This is a genomic window from Duganella sp. Root1480D1 (assembly GCF_001427305.1).
GTDB lineage: Bacteria > Pseudomonadota > Gammaproteobacteria > Burkholderiales > Burkholderiaceae_D > Rugamonas.
The window spans coordinates 106,480-126,099 of record NZ_LMFZ01000006.1; the positions used below are offsets into that span (position 1 = coordinate 106,480).

Annotated in this window: 18 protein-coding genes and 1 riboswitch; of the genes, 12 read left to right on the forward strand and 6 right to left on the reverse strand. The window is 64.4% G+C overall.

Going from position 1 to position 19,620, the window contains the following annotated elements:
• Nucleotides 1-179: 179 nt before the first annotated feature.
• The 5 genes from ASD58_RS08580 to ASD58_RS08600 all read left to right on the forward strand — a co-directional run bounded on the left by ASD58_RS08580 (nt 180) and on the right by ASD58_RS08600 (nt 5,454).
• The gene (locus ASD58_RS08580) at nt 180-1,046 is read left to right on the forward strand and encodes a hypothetical protein (RefSeq protein WP_057260698.1); all 867 of its coding nucleotides are present in this window, start codon (nt 180-182) and stop codon (nt 1,044-1,046) included.
• 36 nt (nt 1,047-1,082) lie between these two features.
• Nucleotides 1,083-2,396: an NAD(P)/FAD-dependent oxidoreductase gene (locus ASD58_RS08585; RefSeq protein ID WP_057260699.1), complete on the forward strand. Its 1,314-nt coding sequence runs from the start codon at nt 1,083-1,085 to the stop codon at nt 2,394-2,396.
• 73 nt (nt 2,397-2,469) lie between these two features.
• The gene (locus tag ASD58_RS08590) at nt 2,470-3,372 is read left to right on the forward strand and encodes a hypothetical protein (protein ID WP_057260700.1); all 903 of its coding nucleotides are present in this window, start codon (nt 2,470-2,472) and stop codon (nt 3,370-3,372) included.
• Nucleotides 3,362-4,480 carry a histidinol-phosphate transaminase gene (locus tag ASD58_RS08595; RefSeq protein WP_057260701.1) on the forward strand — a complete coding sequence of 373 codons (1,119 nt, stop codon included), beginning with the start codon at nt 3,362-3,364 and terminating at the stop codon, nt 4,478-4,480. Before ASD58_RS08590 ends, ASD58_RS08595 begins: the two co-directional genes overlap by 11 nt.
• Nucleotides 4,480-5,454, forward strand: a complete 975-nt coding sequence (locus ASD58_RS08600) for a PDR/VanB family oxidoreductase (protein WP_229209938.1) — start codon at nt 4,480-4,482, stop codon at nt 5,452-5,454. The genes ASD58_RS08595 and ASD58_RS08600 overlap by 1 nt, the downstream gene beginning before the upstream one ends.
• A gap of 86 nt (nt 5,455-5,540) precedes the next feature.
• On the opposite strand, the gene ASD58_RS08605 is transcribed toward ASD58_RS08600, so the two are convergent.
• Nucleotides 5,541-6,290 (reverse strand): SDR family oxidoreductase, encoded by a 750-nt coding sequence (locus tag ASD58_RS08605; protein ID WP_057260702.1) that lies wholly within the window; start codon nt 6,288-6,290, stop codon nt 5,541-5,543.
• A 142-nt stretch (nt 6,291-6,432) separates the two neighbouring features.
• Here ASD58_RS08605 and ASD58_RS08610 point away from each other — a divergent pair, with 142 nt between their 5' ends.
• Nucleotides 6,433-7,074 (forward strand): TetR/AcrR family transcriptional regulator, encoded by a 642-nt coding sequence (locus ASD58_RS08610; protein WP_057260703.1) that lies wholly within the window; start codon nt 6,433-6,435, stop codon nt 7,072-7,074.
• Here the strand turns inward: ASD58_RS08610 and ASD58_RS32515 are convergent.
• The 4 genes from ASD58_RS32515 to ASD58_RS08630 form a co-directional block, all read right to left on the reverse strand.
• Nucleotides 7,071-7,802: a LuxR family transcriptional regulator gene (locus ASD58_RS32515; RefSeq protein ID WP_057260704.1), complete on the reverse strand. Its 732-nt coding sequence runs from the start codon at nt 7,800-7,802 to the stop codon at nt 7,071-7,073. The genes ASD58_RS08610 and ASD58_RS32515 overlap by 4 nt on opposite strands.
• A 328-nt stretch (nt 7,803-8,130) precedes the next feature.
• A complete protein-coding gene (locus ASD58_RS08620) occupies nt 8,131-8,490 on the reverse strand; it encodes a DUF2149 domain-containing protein (protein WP_057260705.1) in 360 nt (119 codons plus the stop codon).
• A complete protein-coding gene (locus ASD58_RS08625) occupies nt 8,487-8,930 on the reverse strand; it encodes a MotA/TolQ/ExbB proton channel family protein (protein ID WP_057260706.1) in 444 nt (147 codons plus the stop codon). Before ASD58_RS08625 ends, ASD58_RS08620 begins: the two co-directional genes overlap by 4 nt.
• A complete protein-coding gene (locus ASD58_RS08630) occupies nt 8,927-13,330 on the reverse strand; it encodes a cobaltochelatase subunit CobN (protein ID WP_082565306.1) in 4,404 nt (1,467 codons plus the stop codon). The genes ASD58_RS08625 and ASD58_RS08630 overlap by 4 nt, the downstream gene beginning before the upstream one ends.
• A 38-nt stretch (nt 13,331-13,368) precedes the next feature.
• A riboswitch (cobalamin riboswitch) is annotated at nt 13,369-13,587 on the reverse strand.
• Nucleotides 13,588-13,737: 150 nt separating this feature from the next.
• On the opposite strand from ASD58_RS08630, the gene ASD58_RS08635 reads away from it, so the two are divergent.
• The 6 genes from ASD58_RS08635 to recQ all read left to right on the forward strand — a co-directional run bounded on the left by ASD58_RS08635 (nt 13,738) and on the right by recQ (nt 18,586).
• Entirely contained in the window at nt 13,738-14,043 is a 306-nt protein-coding gene (locus ASD58_RS08635; RefSeq protein WP_156401203.1) for a hypothetical protein, read from the forward strand.
• 23 nt (nt 14,044-14,066) lie between these two features.
• On the forward strand, nt 14,067-14,324 hold the full coding sequence (locus tag ASD58_RS08640; RefSeq protein WP_307177208.1) for a YkgJ family cysteine cluster protein: 258 nt from the start codon (nt 14,067-14,069) through the stop codon (nt 14,322-14,324).
• Between the two features lie 14 nt (nt 14,325-14,338).
• Entirely contained in the window at nt 14,339-14,599 is a 261-nt protein-coding gene (locus tag ASD58_RS08645; protein WP_057260752.1) for a YkgJ family cysteine cluster protein, read from the forward strand.
• A gap of 50 nt (nt 14,600-14,649) precedes the next feature.
• On the forward strand, nt 14,650-15,792 hold the full coding sequence (locus tag ASD58_RS08650; RefSeq protein ID WP_057260708.1) for an MFS transporter: 1,143 nt from the start codon (nt 14,650-14,652) through the stop codon (nt 15,790-15,792).
• A gap of 135 nt (nt 15,793-15,927) precedes the next feature.
• A complete protein-coding gene (locus tag ASD58_RS08655; RefSeq protein WP_057260709.1) occupies nt 15,928-16,761 on the forward strand; it encodes an undecaprenyl-diphosphate phosphatase in 834 nt (277 codons plus the stop codon).
• Between the two features lie 4 nt (nt 16,762-16,765).
• The gene (gene recQ, locus ASD58_RS08660) at nt 16,766-18,586 is read left to right on the forward strand and encodes a DNA helicase RecQ (RefSeq protein WP_057260710.1); all 1,821 of its coding nucleotides are present in this window, start codon (nt 16,766-16,768) and stop codon (nt 18,584-18,586) included.
• Here the strand turns inward: recQ and ASD58_RS08665 are convergent.
• Nucleotides 18,561-19,571: a hypothetical protein gene (locus tag ASD58_RS08665; protein WP_057260711.1), complete on the reverse strand. Its 1,011-nt coding sequence runs from the start codon at nt 19,569-19,571 to the stop codon at nt 18,561-18,563. The two genes, recQ and ASD58_RS08665, sit on opposite strands and share 26 nt — an antisense overlap.
• Nucleotides 19,572-19,620: the final 49 nt, after the last annotated feature.

Consider the following 19,620-nt stretch of genomic DNA (forward strand, 5'->3'; position numbering starts at 1 on the left):
TCTGAACGCAATAGGAGAATTCGCACAACCTTTTCGCTTGCAACCATTCCACGTACAAGTACTAGCCCGGGTGGGCTATGGTGGTTGCGATCCTGTTTTGTCACCATACCCTCGAATTCAAAAAAACGATGTCGCGACCAGTTCGCGGCCGGTGACTACAAACCAAACAGGATCAACACATGAAACTCCAACATACCGCCATCGCACTCGCCTTGCTCGCAGCATCCCTGCAGGTACATGCACATGAAGACGACGAAGCTCCAGTCAAATACAAGCCAGGCATGCGCTACGGCGACAGCGCTTCGATGGGCAACGGCCGCTTCACTGCCTACACCAAGATCAGCCCTAAAGGTAAGCCGGAAGCAATCGGCGTCGAATTCCACGAATCGACCCTGCAGAACCTGCCGCACCATCCGCTCAACGACGGCAAGACCTGCCTGGACCTGAACAACGACGACAAGATCGACGACCATGACGAATGCGTGGGCGGCCACTCGCGCACCCTGTACTTCGACCCGAATCCAAGCCAGCTCAAAAGCATTACCATCAACTGGGAAGCACACGGCCACGTGCCGGACCAGGTGTATGACCGTCCGCACTTCGACTTCCACTTCTACACCATCGCCGACACCGAACGCCTGGCCATCATCACCGGCACCTGCCCTGGCCTGGTCAACTGCGCCATCGCGGACAAGGCCAAGGTTCCGGTAGCAGCGCAGTACGTGCATCCGGACATGTTCAACACCAACCTGGTGTACGCGCACATGGGCAACCACTACGCCGATGCCACCGCACCTGAATTCAACGGCGGCACGTTCACCAACACCTTCATCCTCGGCACCTTCGACGGCCGCATCACGTTCTACGAGCCGATGATGAGCAAGGACTACCTCGACTCCAAGCCAAACGATTGCGAACCGGTCAAGCAGCCGGCCGCCGTGCAAACCGATGGCTGGTATCCGACCCAGTATTGCACCCGCTACAACGAGAACAACAAGACCTACCGCGTCTCGTTCGAAGCATTCACTTACCGCAAAGCCAGCTGAATCATGCTCGCTATTTTCACTTATTGAGGAATCACCATGGAACAGTTTGACGTCATCGTCGTGGGCGGCAGCGTGTCCGGCGCGCCCACCGCCACCTGGCTGGCACGCAAGGGCCATAAAGTACTGATGGTCGAGCGCGACACCTTCCCGCGCGACACCAACTCCACCCACTTCATCTGGCCGCGCGGCATGTCCTACCTGAACCGCCTGGGCGTGGCCGGCAAGGTGCTGGAGCAGACTCCAAGCTTCAAGCAACTGGAAGTCTCCATCGAAGGCATCAGCCTGCACGGTGGCGTACCGGTGCAGGCGGTCAAGGACCGTTTCATCAAGCTGCATGGCGACGATCACGGCGTGGTCGACTACTACTCCGGCCCGCGCCGCTTCTACCTGGACAAGGTGCTGATGGATGAAGCGCGTGCTTCCGGCGTCGACGTGCGCGAAGCCACCACCGTGCAATCGCTGATCATCGAAGAAGGCCGGGTGGTCGGTGTGCGCGGCAGCGGCCCGGATGGCGTGCTGCTGGCGGCACGTGCCCGCGTGGTGGTCGGCGCCGATGGCCGCATGTCGCAATTCGCCGGCATGGTCGGCGCCGAGAAAACCGTGGTGCGCGAGAAGTCGACCTTCGCCTACTACGGCTACTTCAGCGGCATCGACAAGCCGGAACTGTGCATCCACAAGCGCGGCCGCTTCGGCACCGCCATCTTCCCGACCATGGAAGACCGCCACCTGGTGCTGGTGTACGGTCCGACCGCCTGGTGGAGCGACTTCAGCAAGGATCCGGAAGCGAACTTCCATAAGACCTATGGCTACGTGGCGCCGGAAGTGGCCGCCATCGTCGCCAAAGGCAAGCGCGTGGAAGAATTCAAGGCCATGGGCCGCATGGTGGCCTATCACCGCCAGACCTACGGCAACGGCTGGGTGCTGGTGGGCGACGCCTGCAGCTTCAAGGACCAGTGGACCGCGATGGGCATCACCCACTCGCTGCGCGACGCCGAGCTGGTATCGGGTTTCCTGGACCGCGTGCTGAAGAACGAAGCTTCGTTCGAACAGGCGATGGCCGAATACCACGAAATGCGCCTGGCCGACTACGAAGACTACTGGAGCTTCGTGTGCGACGGCGCCGAGTGCAACCCGTACACCCGCGAGCACCTGGAATTCTTCCATGCGATCCAGGGCGACCAGTCCAAGGTCGACCACTTCATGGGCCAGGTCGGCGACACCATCCCGTTCTCGACTGCGATCGCGCTCGATGGCGAAGCCCGCCCGGTTCCGGACTACATCAAGAACTACGACCCTGAGGCGCTGAACTATTTCGCCAACCTCTACGAAGAAGTGAAAGCCGCAGCCTGAGTCGTTAATTCCCTCCTGTCGCGCCGGCCCCGCGCCGGCGCACATCTGTTGTTCCCACCCAAAGGAAACCATCATGCAAGCGACATCCATTGGCGTTGACGCAGCATCCGCATTGCGTCTCAAAGCGCCCGGCACCTGCGGTGAATTGATGCAAGGCGCCATCGACGAACAGGACTTCCTGGTCAACTGCCCGGTCAACCTGTTCTCCTATGCCACCGTCGAAGAACACGACGACGGCCTGCACCTGTCGGACCTGAACCGCTTCACCAAGATCCGCGACACCATTTCGCTGGCCGCGCACGAATACGCTTTCCGCCTTGGCCACAAGATCGCCATCTACAGCGACATCCCGCGCGGCAAAGGCATGGCGTCCAGTTCGGCCGACATCACGGCCGCGCTGGAAGCGGTGTTCCGCAGCGCCGAAGTACGCCTGGACGCGCAACTGTTCGCGCGCCTGGTGACCGAAATCGAACCGTCCGACTGCGTGCACTTCCCCGGCATCGCGGAAGTCAACCACCTGACCGGCCGCCTGATCGACTCGATGCCGGCGCCAGCCGACCTCAATGTGCTGGTCGTGGACTGCGGCGGCGAGATCGACACCATCGGCTTCGACCGCAAGAAGGCGCGCGCCATCTACCGCCAGAACCAGCCTTACCTGAAAGACGCGCTGGCCAAGCTGAAACGCGGCCTGCGCCATGCCGATCCGCTGGCCGTGGCGGAAGCGGCAACTGCCAGCGCGACGCTGAGCCAGCAAATCCACCTCAAGCCACAGTTCGACGAAATGCTGGCCACCAGCCGCGAGCTGGGTGCGCTGGGCGTCAACTGCGCCCACAGCGGCACCGTGCTGGGCGTGATGTACCGCGCCAGCGATCGCCTGGGCGACACCCTCAAACAAGACATCGTGCGTCGTTTCGGCAAGAGCGTCGAAATCGTCGGCGACTTCAAGATTATCAGCGGAGGATGCTATGACTGCTAACAACCTGGATATTTTCCAGACCCGTTTCCACAACCCGTCCATTTTCGCGATCCGTTCGCGCACCAAGTACCAGGGCAAGCTGACCGACTTCTGCGTGCCGGCCAATTCGTATTTCCCGCCACCGCAGATGCTGGACCTGATCGCGCAGAACATGGGCGATATCCTCAAGTACTACCCGGACTATTCGCCGGTGTACCAGGAAGCGATTGCCGGCCTGGTCGGCACCCCGGCCGAGAACATCGTGGTGGCAAACGGCATCACGGAAATCATCACGATCCTGTGTCGCGACAGCGGCGGTCCGATCCTGACCTCGGTGCCTACCTTTGGCCGCTGGACCGACTTGCCGCCTGAATTCAACATCCCGGTCCACTTCGTGCACCGCGACCGCGCCCGCGACTTCGTGATCGGCGCCGACGACGTGATCGCCCGCGCGCGCGAAACCGGCGCCAAGACTGTCGTCATCTGCAATCCGAACAACCCGACCGGCGCATGGTTCAGCAGCGACGATATCCGCAAGATGGCATGCGAGCTGTCCGACATCGACGCCCTGATCATCGACGAATCGTTCATCGAATTCTCCGGCCTGGAAAGCGCGGAAGCGCTGGCGATGGAGTCGCCCAACGTGATCGTGGTGAAGAGCATGGGCAAGTCGCTCGGCTGGCACGGCATTCGCCTGGGCTACGCGGTGGCCAATACGCGCGCTGCCGCCGCCCTGCGCGCCAAAGTCCCGTACTGGAACGTGAACGGCCTGGCCGGCTTCGTGCTGAAGAACATCGGCCAGTTCAAGGACATCTATGCGCAGAGCTTCGTCAAGGTCGCCGAAGACCGTGAATACATGTACCGCCAATTGCAAACGGTGCCGGGCCTGAAGACTTATCCATCCAAGGGCAACTTCCTGTTCAGCGAACTGCCGGAAGGCGTGTCGGGCAAGCAGGTGCGCGATATCCTGCTCGATCAGTATGGCCTGGTGATCCGCGAATGCAGCAACAAGGCCGGATCGACCGAGCAATACCTGCGCAGCGTGGTGCGCGTGCGGGCAGACGCCGACAAGCTGGTGGCCGCGCTGACCGAAGTGCTGGCGGCCTACGCGCCGGCCGAGGCGGCGTGATGGAAGCGGCTCCGATGGCGCCGCAGCTGCTGGTCAGGGTAGCGCAGCGGCGCGAAGAAGCGCTTGGCATCGCCAGCTTCGAGCTGCGCGCGCTGGACGGCGGCGAGCTGCCGCCCTTCACCGCCGGTGCCCACATCGACGTGCAGGCGCCGAATGGCATCGTGCGCCAATACTCGATCTGCAGTTCGCCGCTGGAACGCGGGCGCTACCTGCTCGGCATCCTGGACGATCCCGCGTCGCGCGGCGGTTCCCGTGCCATGCATGAGGAAATCGTCACGGACGACGTGCTGTGCATCAGCGCCCCGCGCAACCATTTCGCCCTGGTCCCCGCCCGGCGCACCTTGCTGCTGGGCGGCGGCATCGGCATCACGCCGATGCTGGCGATGGCGGCGGAACTGGCGGCGCAAGGCCGTGACTTCGAACTGCACTACTGCGCCCGCTCGCGCGAGCGGGCCGCCTTCCTTGATCTGATCGCGCAGTCGCCGTGGGCCGGTCGCGCCATGCTGCACCTCGACGATGAGGGACCATACCAGCTGTTCAACGCCGATGCGCTGCTGGCGGTGCCGGACACTGGTACCCATGTCTACGTCTGCGGCCCGGCAGGCTTCATCGCCCACGTGCGCGAGCGCGCGGCGGCGCACGGCTGGCCGGCGGCACAGGTTCACGTCGAACACTTCGCCGCGCCGGTGCAAGAGCTGCCCGAACCGGGCGCTTTCGACGTGCGCATCGCCAGTACCGGCAAGGTAATCCGGGTCGGCGCCAACAAGACGGTGGCCGGCGTGTTGAGCGAACATGGCATCGCCATTCCGCTGTCCTGCAACGAGGGCCTGTGCGGCACCTGCATTACGGGCGTGCTGGCCGGTACGCCCGAACATCGCGACTGTTACTTCACCGAAGAAGAAAAGGCGCGCAATAACCAGTTCATGCCTTGCTGCTCACGTTCACTGGATCACACCCTGGTTCTCGACCTGTAAAAAAAGGCGCCCGCGGGCGCCTAAGTACTGGGAGACCTTTCCCCGGTAATGACATCGAAAGGCCCGCGCGAGCGGGCCTTGATGCATTACAGGGTCGCCATGCCGCCGTCGAACAGGATGTTCTCGCCGATCATGTAGGACGAATCGTCGCTTGCCAGGAACAGCACGGCTTTTGCGACTTCGTCAGGCTGCCCGAAGCGCGAGGCAGGCACTTTGGCCATCAGCTGGCCGGCCCACTCCTGCACGGCTTCCGGCGGCAGGCCCAGCTTGCTGTAGATCGGGGTCTCGATCAGGCCCGGGCTGATGACGTTGACACGCACGCCGCGTGGGGTCAGCTCGGTCGACAGGGTACGCGCCAGCGAACGCACTGCAGCCTTGGTGGCCGAGTACACCGCCAGGCCGGCCACGCCCTGTTCAACCAGGGTGGTGCCGGTCAGCACCACGCTCGATGGGTTGTTCAGCATCGACAGCACGCTTTGCACGGTGTAGATCACGCCCTTGAAGTTGACGTCCACCTGGTTGTCGATGTGTTTGGCGTCCACGTCCGAGAACGGCATCGGCTGGGCGATGCCGGCATTGGCGAACACCACGTCCAGGCTGCCAAAAACCGACTTCAGCTTGGCCGCAACGCCGGCCATGTCCGACGCCGAGGATACGTCGGCGCGCAGCGCCAGGACGCCTTCGCCGAGTTCCTTGCCGGCCGCTTCGACGCGCTGTGCGTCCTGGCCAATGATCGCAACGCGTGCGCCCTCTTTCAGGAACAGCTTGGCCGTCGCCAGGCCGATGCCAGTGGTGCCGCCGGTGATCAGAGCGGTTTTGCCAGTCAGTCTACCCATCATCTTCTCCTTGAAAGGCCGCCCTGCAGAGGGCGGCAAAAAAATTGAAAAATACCGGTCCGTCTTTATTTATGTACCGATAGGTATTTAATATACCGGTTAGTATAATATTCGTCAACCAAACGATTTAATGGAGATCACCATGACGCGCGAACGCGGCCGCCCACGCACTTTCGATATCGACCACGCCCTGGACCGGGCGGTGGAAGTGTTCTGGAAGCATGGCTATCAGGACGCTTCCCTCCACGAGCTGACCGATGCGATGGGGCTGTCGAAACCGAGCCTGTACGCGGCCTTCGGCGACAAGGAAGCCCTGTACCTGAAAGGCTTGCAGCGCTACCTGTCGTTGCTGATCGCGCGCCATGCGGCCAAGCTCAATGACGAGCCAGACGGCCGCACCGCCCTGCAAGGTTTCCTGCGCTCGCTGGCCGAGATGCTGGCCGATCCCGAACTGCCGGGCGGCTGCTTCATCATCAACGGCACCGCCGATTGCGGCGGCTCGAGCATTCCCGCCTCGGTGGAGATGGCATTGCGCTCGGCCCTGCAGGGCACGGAAACGATGGTTCTGCAGCGCCTGGGGCGGGCGGAGGAAGATGGCCAGTTGCCGCCCGGGATGACGCCGCAGGCGATGGCCGCGCTGTTCAGTTCATTGATTGCGGGCCTGGCCGTGATGGCCAAGAGCGGCGCAGGCCAGGAAAAGCTGATGACGGTGATTGATACCGCGATGGCCGTGTGGCCCAAGACACCGGCGCCGACCCGCAAGCGGCACCTGAAGGCGGCTTAAACTTCGATCAGGCCGGAGGAGATGGCCTTGGCCACGGCATGCCCGCGGGTGGAGGCATTCAGCTTGGCCAGCAGGTTGCTGACGTGGATCTTGACCGTCCACGAGCTGATGCCGAGGATAGAGGCCATTTCCGAATTCGACTTGCCGCCGCAGATCCACTTCAGCACTTCCTGTTCGCGCTCGGTGAGGATTTTCTTGGGGCGCTTGTTGCCGAATTCCTCGACATGGGTGAGCGCGTAATGCAGGTGCGGCGCCAGCAGTTGCAGCAGGAAAGCCGTCTCGCGGTTCCACTGGTCGAGGTTCCCGAACGAGAAGTAGCAGGCGTGCTCCTGGCTCAGGCTCATCACCCCATGGATAGCGACATTGCGGATGCCATGCCGCTCGGCGTTGGCCAGCCATGCGCGGTCGCCCGGCAAGAGCAACGATGAATCCGGGTCGACGAATACCGGGCTGCGCGTCTCAACCCAGCGGCGCAGCGCAGGGCACGGGCAGTGGTTATCCTCGACCACAAAGCCGTTCATGAAAGCTGCAGGGAAACTGAGGTTAACCGCTTCCACGATGCGCCGGTCCGCCATGCGCATGCAACCGCATGCGAACATCGCGTGGGGCAGCACGTCGCGCAGGCGAGGGCCTACAACGGTGCGGAAATCCTGCAGCGTCGATACGCTGTGGCAGGCCTGGATGAAGGCGGCAACGGCGGCGGTCTGCTCTTTACTGAGGCTGTTCATGGCGTCTGTCAACTCTGAAGGTGCGTACAACCAATGTCGAGATCCTGGTCGGCGAATTTCGTACCGATAGGTACTTAATGTAGCGAAGTATATAAAATTTGTCAACATTTCGATCTGGTCGAAAGAGGTATGGGCCGCTTGCTTCCTGGCCGCATAATAATCCATCTGTTGTTTTTTATACAATTTTTGCCGAATGGCGGTGATGCCTCCGTTGCCCGCAGCATATGCATGCCGGGGCGGCGGAGTGGTCATAGTGGACCAGGGGACAGGATGCGGGAATCAGTACTGCCACCTAATTTCGATGGCAGCAAGTACCTAATTTAGGCGCTTACTTGGGGCGCGTTGCTGCGTTTTTCGGCGGCTCGATCAACACCAGCTGGCCAGTCTTGGGGTCGCGGAACACTTCGCCGACCCGGTCGTAGCCGCTGCCGGCTTGCGTGACGCCAGTGGCCGGGCGCTCGATCTGGCGCCCCTTCTCAACCGGCTTGTGCTGGAGCGCGCCCTGGCTGCCGGCGATGGCGGCGATCAGGCCGCAGGCGAACACCAGCATCACGTCGACCAGGTTGACCAGGCTGGCGCGCGGGTCTTCGTCGCTGTCGTCGAAGCGGTTATCGAGGTGGCGATAGAGGCGCAAGCGCTTGCGGGCCGGAACGGCGGTGTTGCCGGGGGCTTGGGCCTGGTCCCTCATGCTGCATGCTCCATTGCATCCAACGTTTCTTCGTACCAGCGGCGGCGCAATTTGCCGATCACCAGGCCGGCGATGCCGGCGACCAGGCCCAGCACGGTGGCATCGAAAGCGACTGTCACGGCGCTGGCCAGTTGGGCGGGGTTGCCTTGGCCGAGCGCGGCCAGCCCGGGGCCGAGGGGGATGATAGTGGCCATCAGGCCGAGCATCGGCGGGATGCGGGCCAGCAGGTCGGCGCGTTCCAGGCGGTGGCGCGCCAGGGCCTGGACGTGGGCGGCGTTGCCGGCGGCGCGCAGCTTTTTCAGGCCGCTGAAACGTTCGCCGGCAGCGATCCCGGCTTCCACCGCCGCCACCGCGCAGGCGGCCAGGAGGGCCAGCAGGGCTGGGGCGAGGAGGAAGCTGACGCCGTCGTGCAGCCAGGCGTAGGTTTGGTTGTCGATCATTGGTGTGCTCCTTTGTGGATTGGTGTTTGGGTGCCGCGCAGGACGCCGAGTGCAAACAGTGCGATGCCGGCTGCCGCCGCGGACAGCAGGGCTAGCAGCGTCATGGCGCGTTCGGCGGCGGATTGCGCTGGGTCGGCAAGGTCGCGCAGCTCGTAGGCGCGGGCCGGGGTGGCATTGCCGCCCGCCGCCGCGACGGCGGCGCCAGCCGTGCTGGCAGCAGAAGGCGTGGCCGCAGCGGGGCTGGCATGCGCCGCAGCGCCGCGCATGGCTGCGTTGCCGGCCGGGGTGGGAGCAGCATCGGCATCGGTCGCCAACGCATCGCCACGGGCTTTGGCGAGGGTGGCGGCAAGGGCCTGGGCGTCAGCGGGATCGAGCTGGGGTGAGAGCCATTGCCACATCGGGTGATCGGGCGCTGTGTGGCCGCTGCCCGGCAAGCCATTGCTGGCAACGAGGCGCGCCAGTTCGCCGCCCATTTTCCTGATGGTGGCATCGTCGGTCTTCCAGTAGCCCTTTTCGGCCGCCACCATGAAGATCGCCAGCATGTGCGCCTTGGCGTGCGCGTTGTGGCTTTGTCCAAGGAACTGCGGCAGGCCGAGTTTATGCGCGTCATCGAAGTAGACCGACTTCACCTCGTCCCAGGCCCAGTTCTTCACCAGGTCCGGCCGTGTGACCTGCCAACCCCACAGGTTCTCCAGGAACTCCTGCCCCATGGTGCGGGCACCGGCGTAACCATGCCCCATCAACGGTTTGATCCAGGCCGGATTGAGGAAGCGGCCTCGCAGCTCGCCCAGCATGGCGGAGGCAAGCGGCTCAACGTCGGCACGCCCCGGCTGCGCGTGCTGCAGGATCAGCGCTTCCGGCACGCGGCCGGTGCGGCTTTCCACCGCCAGCGACAGGCCGCCAAGGTAATCGAAAGCGTCATTGTTATCGAGCAGGCCGTAAAGGTTGCTGGCGCGGCCATGGTAGGTGCGGGTGATGCCGTCCAGCGCGGCGTCGAAGGCCGCGTGGCTCGATTCGCCACTGGCATCGAGGCCGTAAGCGTGCCCCATGCGGTTGCGGTAAGCCTTGCCGATCTCGTCGCGTTCACGCCAGGCGCCGGAGCGCTCGGTCAGGCGGTTGACGCCGGCCCCATAGGCGCCAGGTGCATCGCCGAAAATGCGCTGCGCGGCCGCACGGCCGGCTTCTGCCAGCGGCATGCCGCTGGCCTGCAGTGCACGCACGCGCACCAGCCATTCGCGCGCCACACGGTTGCCCGATGCCGACTCGCGGCCCCAGGCGGCGCTGGCACCCGTGCTGCCGCCCAGCGGCGCCAGCGCGGTCTCCAAGGCCTCGCGCAAGCCCGGCTCCTGTTCGGCAATACCCGCTGCGGAAGCAGCCAGCGACAGGCGCCCTGCACGGTCGATCAGGCGAATCAGGTTCGGATACAGGTCGCGAAACAGGCCGGAAGTGGTGACCAGTGCGTCGCGCCGCACCGCCCCCGGCACAAGCCGCACATCATTGACGATGCCGCGCGCGTTCCACACCGGCTCGGCGCCCATCATGGCCAGCGCGAACGCCACCATCACGCCTTCATCGCGCACCGCGTCCGAGGCCCACAGCAGGATGCCTTCGCTGCCGGCATCGGAGCGCTCGCGTGCCGCAGCCTTGGCGGCCAGGCTGGAGCCCATCTGGTAGCCGATCCTGGTCGGCAGGATGTCGCCGTCGACGGCGTGGAAGTTGCGGCCGGTCGGCAAAGCTTCCGGCGAACGAAGCGGGTCGTTGCCCTTGCCCGGTTCGATGAAGCGGCCATCCAGGCCAGCCAGCAATGCGCGCATTTCGTTCAGCGGCGACGCGGCCAGTTTGCGCGCCACTTCCGGGTCATCGATGCCGCCTTTCTTCATCGACTCCAGCATCAGGTCGATGGATTCCTGCTTCCACGGGCGGCCGAAGATGTGCAGGCCATGCGGCATGAATTTTTCCTGCAGCTTGGTCAGGTAGTGGCCGACTTCGTGCGCCAGCAAATCATCGTCGGCAGCGTCGAAGCCGATGCCCCGGACGGCCAGCACGTCGGCCATCGATGCTTCCAGTTCCGCCTTCAGGTTCAACGCCACCACACGTTCGCGTATCAGCTGTGCAGCCTTTGCTTTCAAAGTTTCCGAGCTGGCGGCCTCGTAGCTCTCGACCACCTGGCGCAGGGACAGCAATTCGTCATACAGCGGCGTCGAGGCCAGGGGCGGCGTCAGGTGATCGACCATCACCGCCAGCCCGCGCCGCTTGGCTTGCGTGCCTTCACCGACACCATCCACGATGTAGGGATAGATGCCGGGCAGATCGCCCGCAATCAGGCTGGGAAAGTCATCCGCCGACAGGCCGACCGCCTTCCCCGGCAAGAATTCGTAAGTCGAATGGCGGCCGATATGCACCAGCGCATCGGCCTTGAAACGGTCGCGCAGCCAGTGGTAAAACGCCAGGTACTGGTGCGGCGGCGGCACGCTGGTATTCGCGTGCAGCAGCTCCTCGTCGACCTCCCAGCCGCGCGGCGGCTGCGGTCCGATGAACACGTTGCCGAACACCAGGCCAGGCACCAGCAGCTTGCCGCCTTCGACCATGATCTTGCCGGGCGCAGGCCCCCATCCCTTCAAGCCCTCAATCCCATATGACGACACGCGGCGGCGCAGCGGCTCCAGCGCGGAACAGCGGCGCGGCGCTTTCGCCTGCAGGCACTGGGCGTAGCCATCGGCCAGCGCAGCCAGGTCGCGGATCGCCGCCTGGCGCTGCGGATGATCGGCCCCTTCCACCAGGTGCTGCAATTCCTTGATCACGACGTCCGCCTGCTTGCGGCCCAGCGCCCATTCGCCGGCGGCTTCCGCTTCCAGCACGTCGGCGTGCAGCCGGCCCAGCAAGCCGCTGGTCATTTCGCCTTGCACCCGCGGCGACAAGGAAGCGAACCACTTGGCGTAATCGGCGGCGCTGACGCTGTTCACCGCGCCGGCCAGCTCGCGCAAGGCGCCGCGGTCTTCCGGCAAGTTGACGCCGTGCGCCATGATGCGGTCCAGCAGCGCTTCCGGCGTGGCGGGCAATTCGCCAACGTTGTAGCCGGCGTCTTTCAAGGCATGCAGCATGTCGAACAGCGAAGCCGGCACGTCGAGGTTATCGGCGCCGATGTTCTGCCGGCCCGGTGGGTGGTTGTAATAGACCAGGGCCACGCGCTTGTCGCGGTTGGACTTGGCGCGCAGCGCCAGCCAGCGCTCGATACGCGCCGCCAGGCGTTCCGCTTCCGCCGCCACCACGACCGGCGGGCGGTTCTCGATGCCGGTCAGCTTGTCGCGCTGCGGCTCGCCCAGTGCAGCCACCACGACAGGCTGGCCGATGCCCTGCAACTCCGGCAGCGCGACCCGGTACTGCACCGAGTCCGGCGGCAAGCCGTCCGGCGACAGGCGCCACTGCATCGCCGTGCGGTCGGACAGGCGGATCGCCTTGAACAGCGGGATGTCGAGCTTCTTGAACGCATCGCTGACGGCCTCGCGCCCTTCGGCTGCGCCGACAACGAAATCCTGCAACACCACCATGGCGGCCGGCACAGCCGGCGCAATCAGTTCCGGCAAGCGCTCCAGTGCTTCGCGCGAAGCGCCACCCCAGCGCGGCAGCACCTGCACGCATTGCTGGCCATTGTGCTCGACCTGCCGGCATACCGCATCGGGCACCGTGCCATCCATATTCGACAGGTCCAGCACCACCACTGCCGGACGCGCCTGCACGCCAAGCTGCGCCGCCCTGCCCCACGCCGCCGCATCATGCAGCTCGCGCTGGCCGACGCGAAGGCGCAGGGTCGGCTCCGGCTGTGGTTCCGCCAGGGCGTGCGATGGATCGAGCAGGTGCGCGAACAGGGCCGCCGTGTTGTCGCGGCCACCGGCCTGCCACACCTGGCGCGCCGCCAGCCACTGGGCCGCTGCCGGGCGCGCCTTGGCTGCCTGTAGCGCTGATTCCGACGGCTGCTCGGTCGAGAGCTGGCGCAGCGTTTCCGGCGAAAAGCCCTGCAGGCTGCCTTGCCGTCCGCGCGACAGCAGGCTAAGCGTGGCGTCGCCGTTCATGGCCAGCACCGTCGCCTGCGGACGGGCATGGCGCGGCAAGGCTTCCTTCAGCCGGCGCGCCGGATCGCCGAACAGCGATACCGCCAGGATGCTGTCGGCCTGGGCCAGCCACTGGGCGGCTTGCCTGTCGTCGGCCGCCATCCACTGCGCCGGCGTGCGCAGCACGATGCTGTCCTGAGGGTGGCTGGCCAGGTGGCGATGGGCGGCCTCGATGGCGACGGGTGCGGCGCGTTCGGTGACGATGGCAAACAGCACGGCGGCATTGGCACGCGCGCAAGCAAACGCACATAGCAGGACCGCAATGGTCCGGGCAAAGGTAGTGGTAGGCACAGCAGGATTCCGAGCACGCGAAACCACACCCCGGGCTTCGCACAATCAAGGTGACTGGCCGGTCTTCTGGCTCGCCTTCATCCTCCGCTGGCCTGGCCTTCCCGTGCGGTGCACAGTGGCGTTGGTCCAGCTTCGTCCGGCATACAGCAGCGGGGGCTGCGCCGGACTGGCGCAAGATGGCTATCTCGCGCGGCACCGGCTTCCCGTTTCACCTCCCTGCAGGCTTGCAGGAAGGCACCAATCACATAACGTGCGCCATTCTAGCAGACTCAATTCCGGCAACAATCTAGCCAGAAAAATAACGACTGTTGTTATAAGGATCCACTTCTTCAAAATGATTGGTAATTCGAGAGAATTAGGTATTTACTGCTAAGTACGCGTCAAAGAACGTGTCTGGGAGAGTAAAAATGCATAACAAGACAACTTTACAAGTCCTGGCAGCCGCCTCCGGACTTGGGGACGAGCGCATCCAGGAACTTTGGGAAGGGGCGGATATGTATGCCCGTGCCCAGGCTGGGAACCCGGATTCGCCGCGCTACCAGCAAGTGCTGCATGAGCGCATGGCGGCAATGGTCGAACGCGAAGTGGCCAAACGCCATTCCGCGGAAGGCGAACCCTGGGTGCTGGCTGACGCCCACCTGGGCCAGATTGAAGTGTCGCTGTCCGACGCCCTCAAAGCCTTCGGCGGCCGCACGCACCACGTAATCCATTAGCAAGGCAAGCCGCCAACACGGCTGTGAACCGCACCCCGATCCCGTGCCGTCCACAATGCGGTGCCTGTTGTACGGCGCCCGCAATCTCCAGCCCTATTCCCGGAATGCCTGAAGGCAAACCAGCGGGCATGCCTTGTATCCAGCTCGATGCACAACGGCGCTGCAAGCTTTACGGCTTGCCCGAACGGCCCCTCGTGTGCGTCCAGTTCAGCGCCGACGAAGCGGTGTGCGGGGAGTCGCGCGAGCAGGCCATGCGCTGGCTGGGGTGGCCGAAGCGGTAAAATACTGCCCCATCATGAGTTTCCAATGTCGCCCAGCCTGCGGCGCCTGCTGCACGGCGCCCTCGATTACGTCTCCGATACCCGGTATGCCGAACGGCAAGCCGGCCGGCGTGCGCTGCGTCCAGCTTGGCGACGATAAGCTGTGCAAGATCTTTGGCCAGCCCGAGCGCCCGGCGTTCTGCGGCGGCCTGCAGCCCTCGGCCGAAATGTGCGGCGAAACGCGCGAGCAGGCGATGCACTGGCTCACTACGCTGGAACTGGCCACCGCGCCCTGAACATGCCCGACGCGGGCATTGGAAACGATTCCCGGCTAGAATGTTCAGCTATGAATCAAGCCATCGACCATCGCCACCGCCTTTCCACCCGCCTTGCTTTCCTGACCGCGGGCCTTGCCATGTCTGCCTGGGCGCCGCTGGTGCCTTATGCGAAGGAGCGCCTGCAGCTGGCCGAAGGACCGCTTGGCCTGCTGCTGCTGTGCCTCGGCCTCGGCTCGCTGCTGGCGATGCCGCTGACCGGCGCACTGGCGGCGCGCTTTGGATGCCGCAAGGTGGTGCTGTGGTCGGCGCTGGTGGTCTGCCTGGCCCTGCCCGGCCTGGCACTGGCGCCGACCCCGATCCTGCTTGGCCTGGTGCTGTTCGTGTTTGGCGCTTCGCTCGGCACCATGGACGTGGCCATGAACGTGCAGGCCGTGATTGTGGAAAAGACCAGCGGCGGCGCGCTGATGTCCGGCTTCCACGGTATGTTCAGCCTGGGCGGCTTTGCCGGCGCCGGCAGCATGGCACTGTTGTTGTGGCTTGGCAGCGGGCCGCTGGGCGCCTGCGTGGCCATCGTGGCGCTGATCGTGCTGCTCCTGTGGCGCGCCAGCCCTGACCTGCTGCACGAGCCGGAAGCGCGCGATGGCGACACCCCGGCCTTCGTCATGCCGCACGGCGCCGTGATCTTTATTGGCGCCCTGTGCTTCATCGTTTTCCTGGCCGAAGGCGCCATGCTGGACTGGAGCGCCGTGTTCCTGACCGCCGAACGCGGACTGGAAGAAGGCCGCGCCGGCCTTGGCTACGCCGCCTTCGCCGTCGCCATGACAGTCGGCCGCCTGACCGGCGACCGCGTGGTGGGCCGTTTCGGCGGGCGCCGCGTGCTGCTGGCGGGCGGGCTGTGCGCGGCTGCCGGCTTCTTCACGGCAGTCGCCTCGCCCACACCGGCCGTGGCGCTGGCCGGTTTCGTGCTGGTCGGCCTGGGCGCCTCCAATATCGTACCGATCCTGTTCACGGCCGCCGGCAACCAGCGCGCCATGCCGGCCAGCCTGGCGATTGCCGCCATCACCACCATCGGCTACGCCGGCATCCTGGCCGGGCCGGCCATGATCGGCTTCGTGGCTCACCTGTCCAGCCTGGACCTGGCTTTTGCCGTCCTCGGCGGGGCGCTGTTGCTGGTGGCCGCCAACAGCCGCCTGGTGCGCGTCCACTCCTGACGCAGCGCAAACCGGCGCCCCGGCAACGGGGCTACGCTTGACCCAAGTGCATCGGAGGGCCGCGCTCATGGTAAGCTTCGTGCCCGCGCAGCATCCCGCCCGCGTTCTCCCACCGATACACTTAACAAAATCACAATGGATATCATTCTCGCGCTGAAGGCTCTGATCATGGGTCTGGTCGAAGGTTTTACTGAATTCCTGCCGATTTCTTCCACCGGCCACCTGGTGCTGGCGGGCAGCTTGTTGAATTTCACCGGCGAGAAAGCCAAAGTGTTCGAGATCGCCATCCAGGGCGGCGCCATGATTGCCGTGATCTGGGAATACCATAAGAAGATCTGCGACGTCCTGTTCGGCATGTTCCGCGACGAGCGGGCGCGCCGCTTCGCAATCAATGTGGTGGTGGCCTTCATCCCGGCTGCCGCGCTGGGCTTCCTGTTCAGCAAAAAGATCAAGGCCGTGCTGTTCGCGCCGGTGCCGGTGGCGCTGGCCTTCATCATCGGCGGCCTGATCATCCTGTGGGTCGAGCGCCGCGCCAGGAATAATCCGGTCGCCGTGCGCGTGCAGTCGGTGGACGACATGACCACCATGGATGCGCTGAAAGTCGGCATTGCCCAGGTGTTCGCCCTGATCCCTGGCACCAGCCGTTCCGGCGCCACCATTATTGGCGGCATGATGTTCGGCCTGTCGCGCAAAGTGGCGACCGAGTTCTCCTTCTTCCTCGCCATCCCGACCCTGCTGGCTGCCACGTTCTACTCGCTGTGGAAAGAGCGCGCGCTGTTGTCGGCTGCCGACCTGCCGCTGTTCAGCATTGGCGCCGTGGTGGCCTTCGTGTCTGCCTTCGCCTGCATCCGCTGGCTGCTGCGCTATATCAGCACCCACACCTTCACCGTCTTCGCCTGGTACCGCATCGCGTTCGGCATCGTGGTGATTGCCTCCGCCTACTCCGGCATGATCGTCTGGGCCGAATAAGAGAATGACCGGCCAGGACACCAGCCAACGCGCCCTGCACCTGCTCCAGACCGTATTCGGCTACCCAGCCTTCCGCGGCCAGCAGGGGCAGATTGTCGACCACGTCGGCAATGGCGGCGATGCACTGGTGCTGATGCCGACCGGCGGCGGCAAGTCGCTGTGCTACCAGATCCCGGCCATGCTGCGCGACGGCGTGGGTGTGGTGGTGTCGCCGCTGATCGCGCTGATGCAGGACCAGGTCGACGCGCTGGCCGAAGTCGGCGTGCGCGCGGCCTTCCTGAATTCCACCCAGACTTATGAAGAAGCGGCGCGCATCGAACGCCTGGTGCGCACCAACCAGATCGACCTGCTGTACGTGGCGCCGGAGCGCCTGCTGACGCAGCGCTGCTTCGACCTGCTGCAGGATTCGCAGATCGCGCTGTTCGCCATCGACGAGGCGCACTGCGTATCGCAATGGGGCCACGACTTCCGCCCTGAGTACATCAAGCTGTCGGTGCTGCACGAGCAGTTCCCGAATGTGCCGCGCATTGCGCTGACCGCCACCGCCGATCAGCAGACGCGCGCCGAGATCATCCATCGCCTGGCGCTGAACGATGCCGCGCAGTTTGTCTCTTCGTTCGACCGCCCGAACATCCGCTACCAGATCGTTGAGAAAACCAACGGCCGCAAGCAGCTGCTGGACTTCATCACCGCCGAACACGCGGGCGACTGCGGCATCGTGTACTGCCTGTCACGCAAGAAGGTGGAAGAGACGGCGGAATTCCTGAACGAGCATGGCGTGCGCGCCATGGCCTACCACGCCGGCATGGAGCATGCGAAGCGCGCCGACAACCAGGCGCGCTTCCTGCGCGAAGAGAATGTCGTGATGGTGGCGACCATCGCCTTCGGCATGGGCATTGACAAGCCGGACGTGCGTTTCGTCTGCCACCTCGACTTGCCGAAATCGATCGAAGGCTACTACCAGGAGACCGGCCGGGCCGGCCGCGACGGCATGCCCGCCAGCGCCTGGATGTCCTACGGCCTGCAGGACGTGGTGCTGCAGCGGCGCATGATCGACGAATCGGAAGCCGACGAGACCTTCAAGCGCGTGCTGTCGACCAAGCTCGATTCCATGCTGGGGCTGTGCGAGACCCTGAGCTGCCGCCGCGTGCGGCTGCTGGAGTACTTCGGCGAGCCGGCCACGCCTTGCGGCAATTGCGATACCTGCCTCATCCCGCCAGTCTCTTTCGACGGTACGGTGCCGGTGCAGAAACTGCTGTCTGCGATCTATCGCTGCGACCAGCGCTTTGCCGCCGGCCACGTGATCGACGTGCTGCGCGGCGCAGAGTCCGAGCGCATCCAGACCTGGCACCACGACAAGCTGTCCGTGTTCGGCATCGGCGCCGACCGCAGCGAACAGGAATGGCGCGCCATCCTTCGCCAAGTCATCGCACTTGGCCTGGTGACCGTCGACCACGAACAATTCAGCTCGCTCAAGCTGACCGACGCTGCGCGCCCGGTGCTGAAAGGCGGCCAGAAAGTGCAACTGCGCCAGTACCAGAAACCGGTCAAGCAAAAGCGCAGCTCGGCGCCGAAGGGCTACGAGGAAACCAGCCTCGATGGCGACGAGCAGCGCCTCTTCGACCGCCTGCGTTCCTGGCGCATGGGCGCGGCGCGCGAACACGGCGTGCCGGCCTACGTGATCTTCAACGACGCCACCCTGCGTGAAATCGCCAAGGTGCGGCCAGGCACACTGGATGAGATGCGCGGCATCTCCGGTGTAGGCGAGAAGAAGCTGGTCTCCTATGGCGACGAAATCGTCAGGCTGATCGGCGACCTGGCCTGAAGCGCAAGCCGCCAAGCAGCAGCAGGCCGGCCAGCAACAGTGTCACGCGCGCCGGCTCGGGCACTGGCGACAACAGCATCATCACGAATTCCCCACTGACGATGTTTTTCGCCTGGGCGGCAATTTCGCCGTTCTCGTTGATGGCCAAGGCAGACGTCAGCATCCAGTCATGCCACTGCGGCTCGCGCCACCGGTGGTCGAGCACATAGGCTTCGCCTTCGTACCACAGCACCGAGCTCGCATAGCTGGAGCTTCCGACGATCATGCCGGCATCATTGATGTCCGTGGAATAACCCTCCCAGGCCAGTTCGAAGCGCCCATCGCGCCACACGCCGGTATGGAAGTTGTCGTAAGTTCCGATGACCCAGTCGTGGTTATTGATGTGGCCGGGGTAGCCGCAACACTCGTCCCCGACCTGCGAATATTCCCCGTCGTGCCAGATCTGGATGCCGTTGTCCCGGCTTCCGACAACATGCCCCGCATCATTGATGCCGGTCGGGTGAAAGTTCTCGAAATAGACGGTGCCGCTATCGCGCATCACGAAACCGCTGGTGGTGTCCGGCCACCGTTCCGGCGCAGCAATGGAGCCGATGATGTCGCCACGCTGGTTGATGCCATACGTCACGCCGCCCTGTCCCGGCAGATCAATGCGCTCCATGCTGGCGCCCGCGCGCCATATCAGTGGCTGGTAGTAGCCGCCGTTGTCCGGATCATTCAGCAAGCCGAAGCCGACCACCGTGCCGTCATCGTTGATGCCGGAAATATAGGGTTGGTATACCTGCCCCGCCAGCACGGTCGCAGCACCTGTGCGGCTCCACACCGTGGGGCGGTTGTACTCATCGAGCCCCGCGACCTGGCCCTTGTTGTTCAACGCCATTGGCGTGCCAGTACCCAGCACTGTTGCATGGTAGGCCGCCGGCACCTGCGCATCAGCAATACAGGGCCACAGCAGGACGGTAATCAGCAAACTGGCGAGCTTGTACACGGCGTTCTCCCGGCATTGGCATGAGCGCTTATGCTGCACTTAGCCCGGC

What these genes read in the sequence shown, in the direction of transcription:
- ASD58_RS08595 (WP_057260701.1), top strand. Translation starts at nt 3,362, where the DNA reads ATGACTGCTAACAACCTGGATATTTTCCAGACCCGTTTCCACAACCCG.
- ASD58_RS08635 (WP_156401203.1), top strand. Translation starts at nt 13,738, where the DNA reads ATGCATAACAAGACAACTTTACAAGTCCTGGCAGCCGCCTCCGGACTT.
- ASD58_RS08655 (WP_057260709.1), top strand. Translation starts at nt 15,928, where the DNA reads ATGGATATCATTCTCGCGCTGAAGGCTCTGATCATGGGTCTGGTCGAA.
- ASD58_RS08625 (WP_057260706.1), bottom strand. Translation starts at nt 8,930, where the DNA reads ATGATCGACAACCAAACCTACGCCTGGCTGCACGACGGCGTCAGCTTC.
- ASD58_RS08605 (WP_057260702.1), bottom strand. Translation starts at nt 6,290, where the DNA reads ATGGGTAGACTGACTGGCAAAACCGCTCTGATCACCGGCGGCACCACT.
- ASD58_RS08590 (WP_057260700.1), top strand. Translation starts at nt 2,470, where the DNA reads ATGCAAGCGACATCCATTGGCGTTGACGCAGCATCCGCATTGCGTCTC.
- ASD58_RS32515 (WP_057260704.1), bottom strand. Translation starts at nt 7,802, where the DNA reads ATGAACAGCCTCAGTAAAGAGCAGACCGCCGCCGTTGCCGCCTTCATC.
- ASD58_RS08600 (WP_229209938.1), top strand. Translation starts at nt 4,480, where the DNA reads ATGGAAGCGGCTCCGATGGCGCCGCAGCTGCTGGTCAGGGTAGCGCAG.
- recQ (WP_057260710.1), top strand. Translation starts at nt 16,766, where the DNA reads ATGACCGGCCAGGACACCAGCCAACGCGCCCTGCACCTGCTCCAGACC.
- ASD58_RS08620 (WP_057260705.1), bottom strand. Translation starts at nt 8,490, where the DNA reads ATGAGGGACCAGGCCCAAGCCCCCGGCAACACCGCCGTTCCGGCCCGC.
- ASD58_RS08610 (WP_057260703.1), top strand. Translation starts at nt 6,433, where the DNA reads ATGACGCGCGAACGCGGCCGCCCACGCACTTTCGATATCGACCACGCC.
- ASD58_RS08645 (WP_057260752.1), top strand. Translation starts at nt 14,339, where the DNA reads ATGAGTTTCCAATGTCGCCCAGCCTGCGGCGCCTGCTGCACGGCGCCC.
- ASD58_RS08580 (WP_057260698.1), top strand. Translation starts at nt 180, where the DNA reads ATGAAACTCCAACATACCGCCATCGCACTCGCCTTGCTCGCAGCATCC.
- ASD58_RS08585 (WP_057260699.1), top strand. Translation starts at nt 1,083, where the DNA reads ATGGAACAGTTTGACGTCATCGTCGTGGGCGGCAGCGTGTCCGGCGCG.
- ASD58_RS08650 (WP_057260708.1), top strand. Translation starts at nt 14,650, where the DNA reads ATGAATCAAGCCATCGACCATCGCCACCGCCTTTCCACCCGCCTTGCT.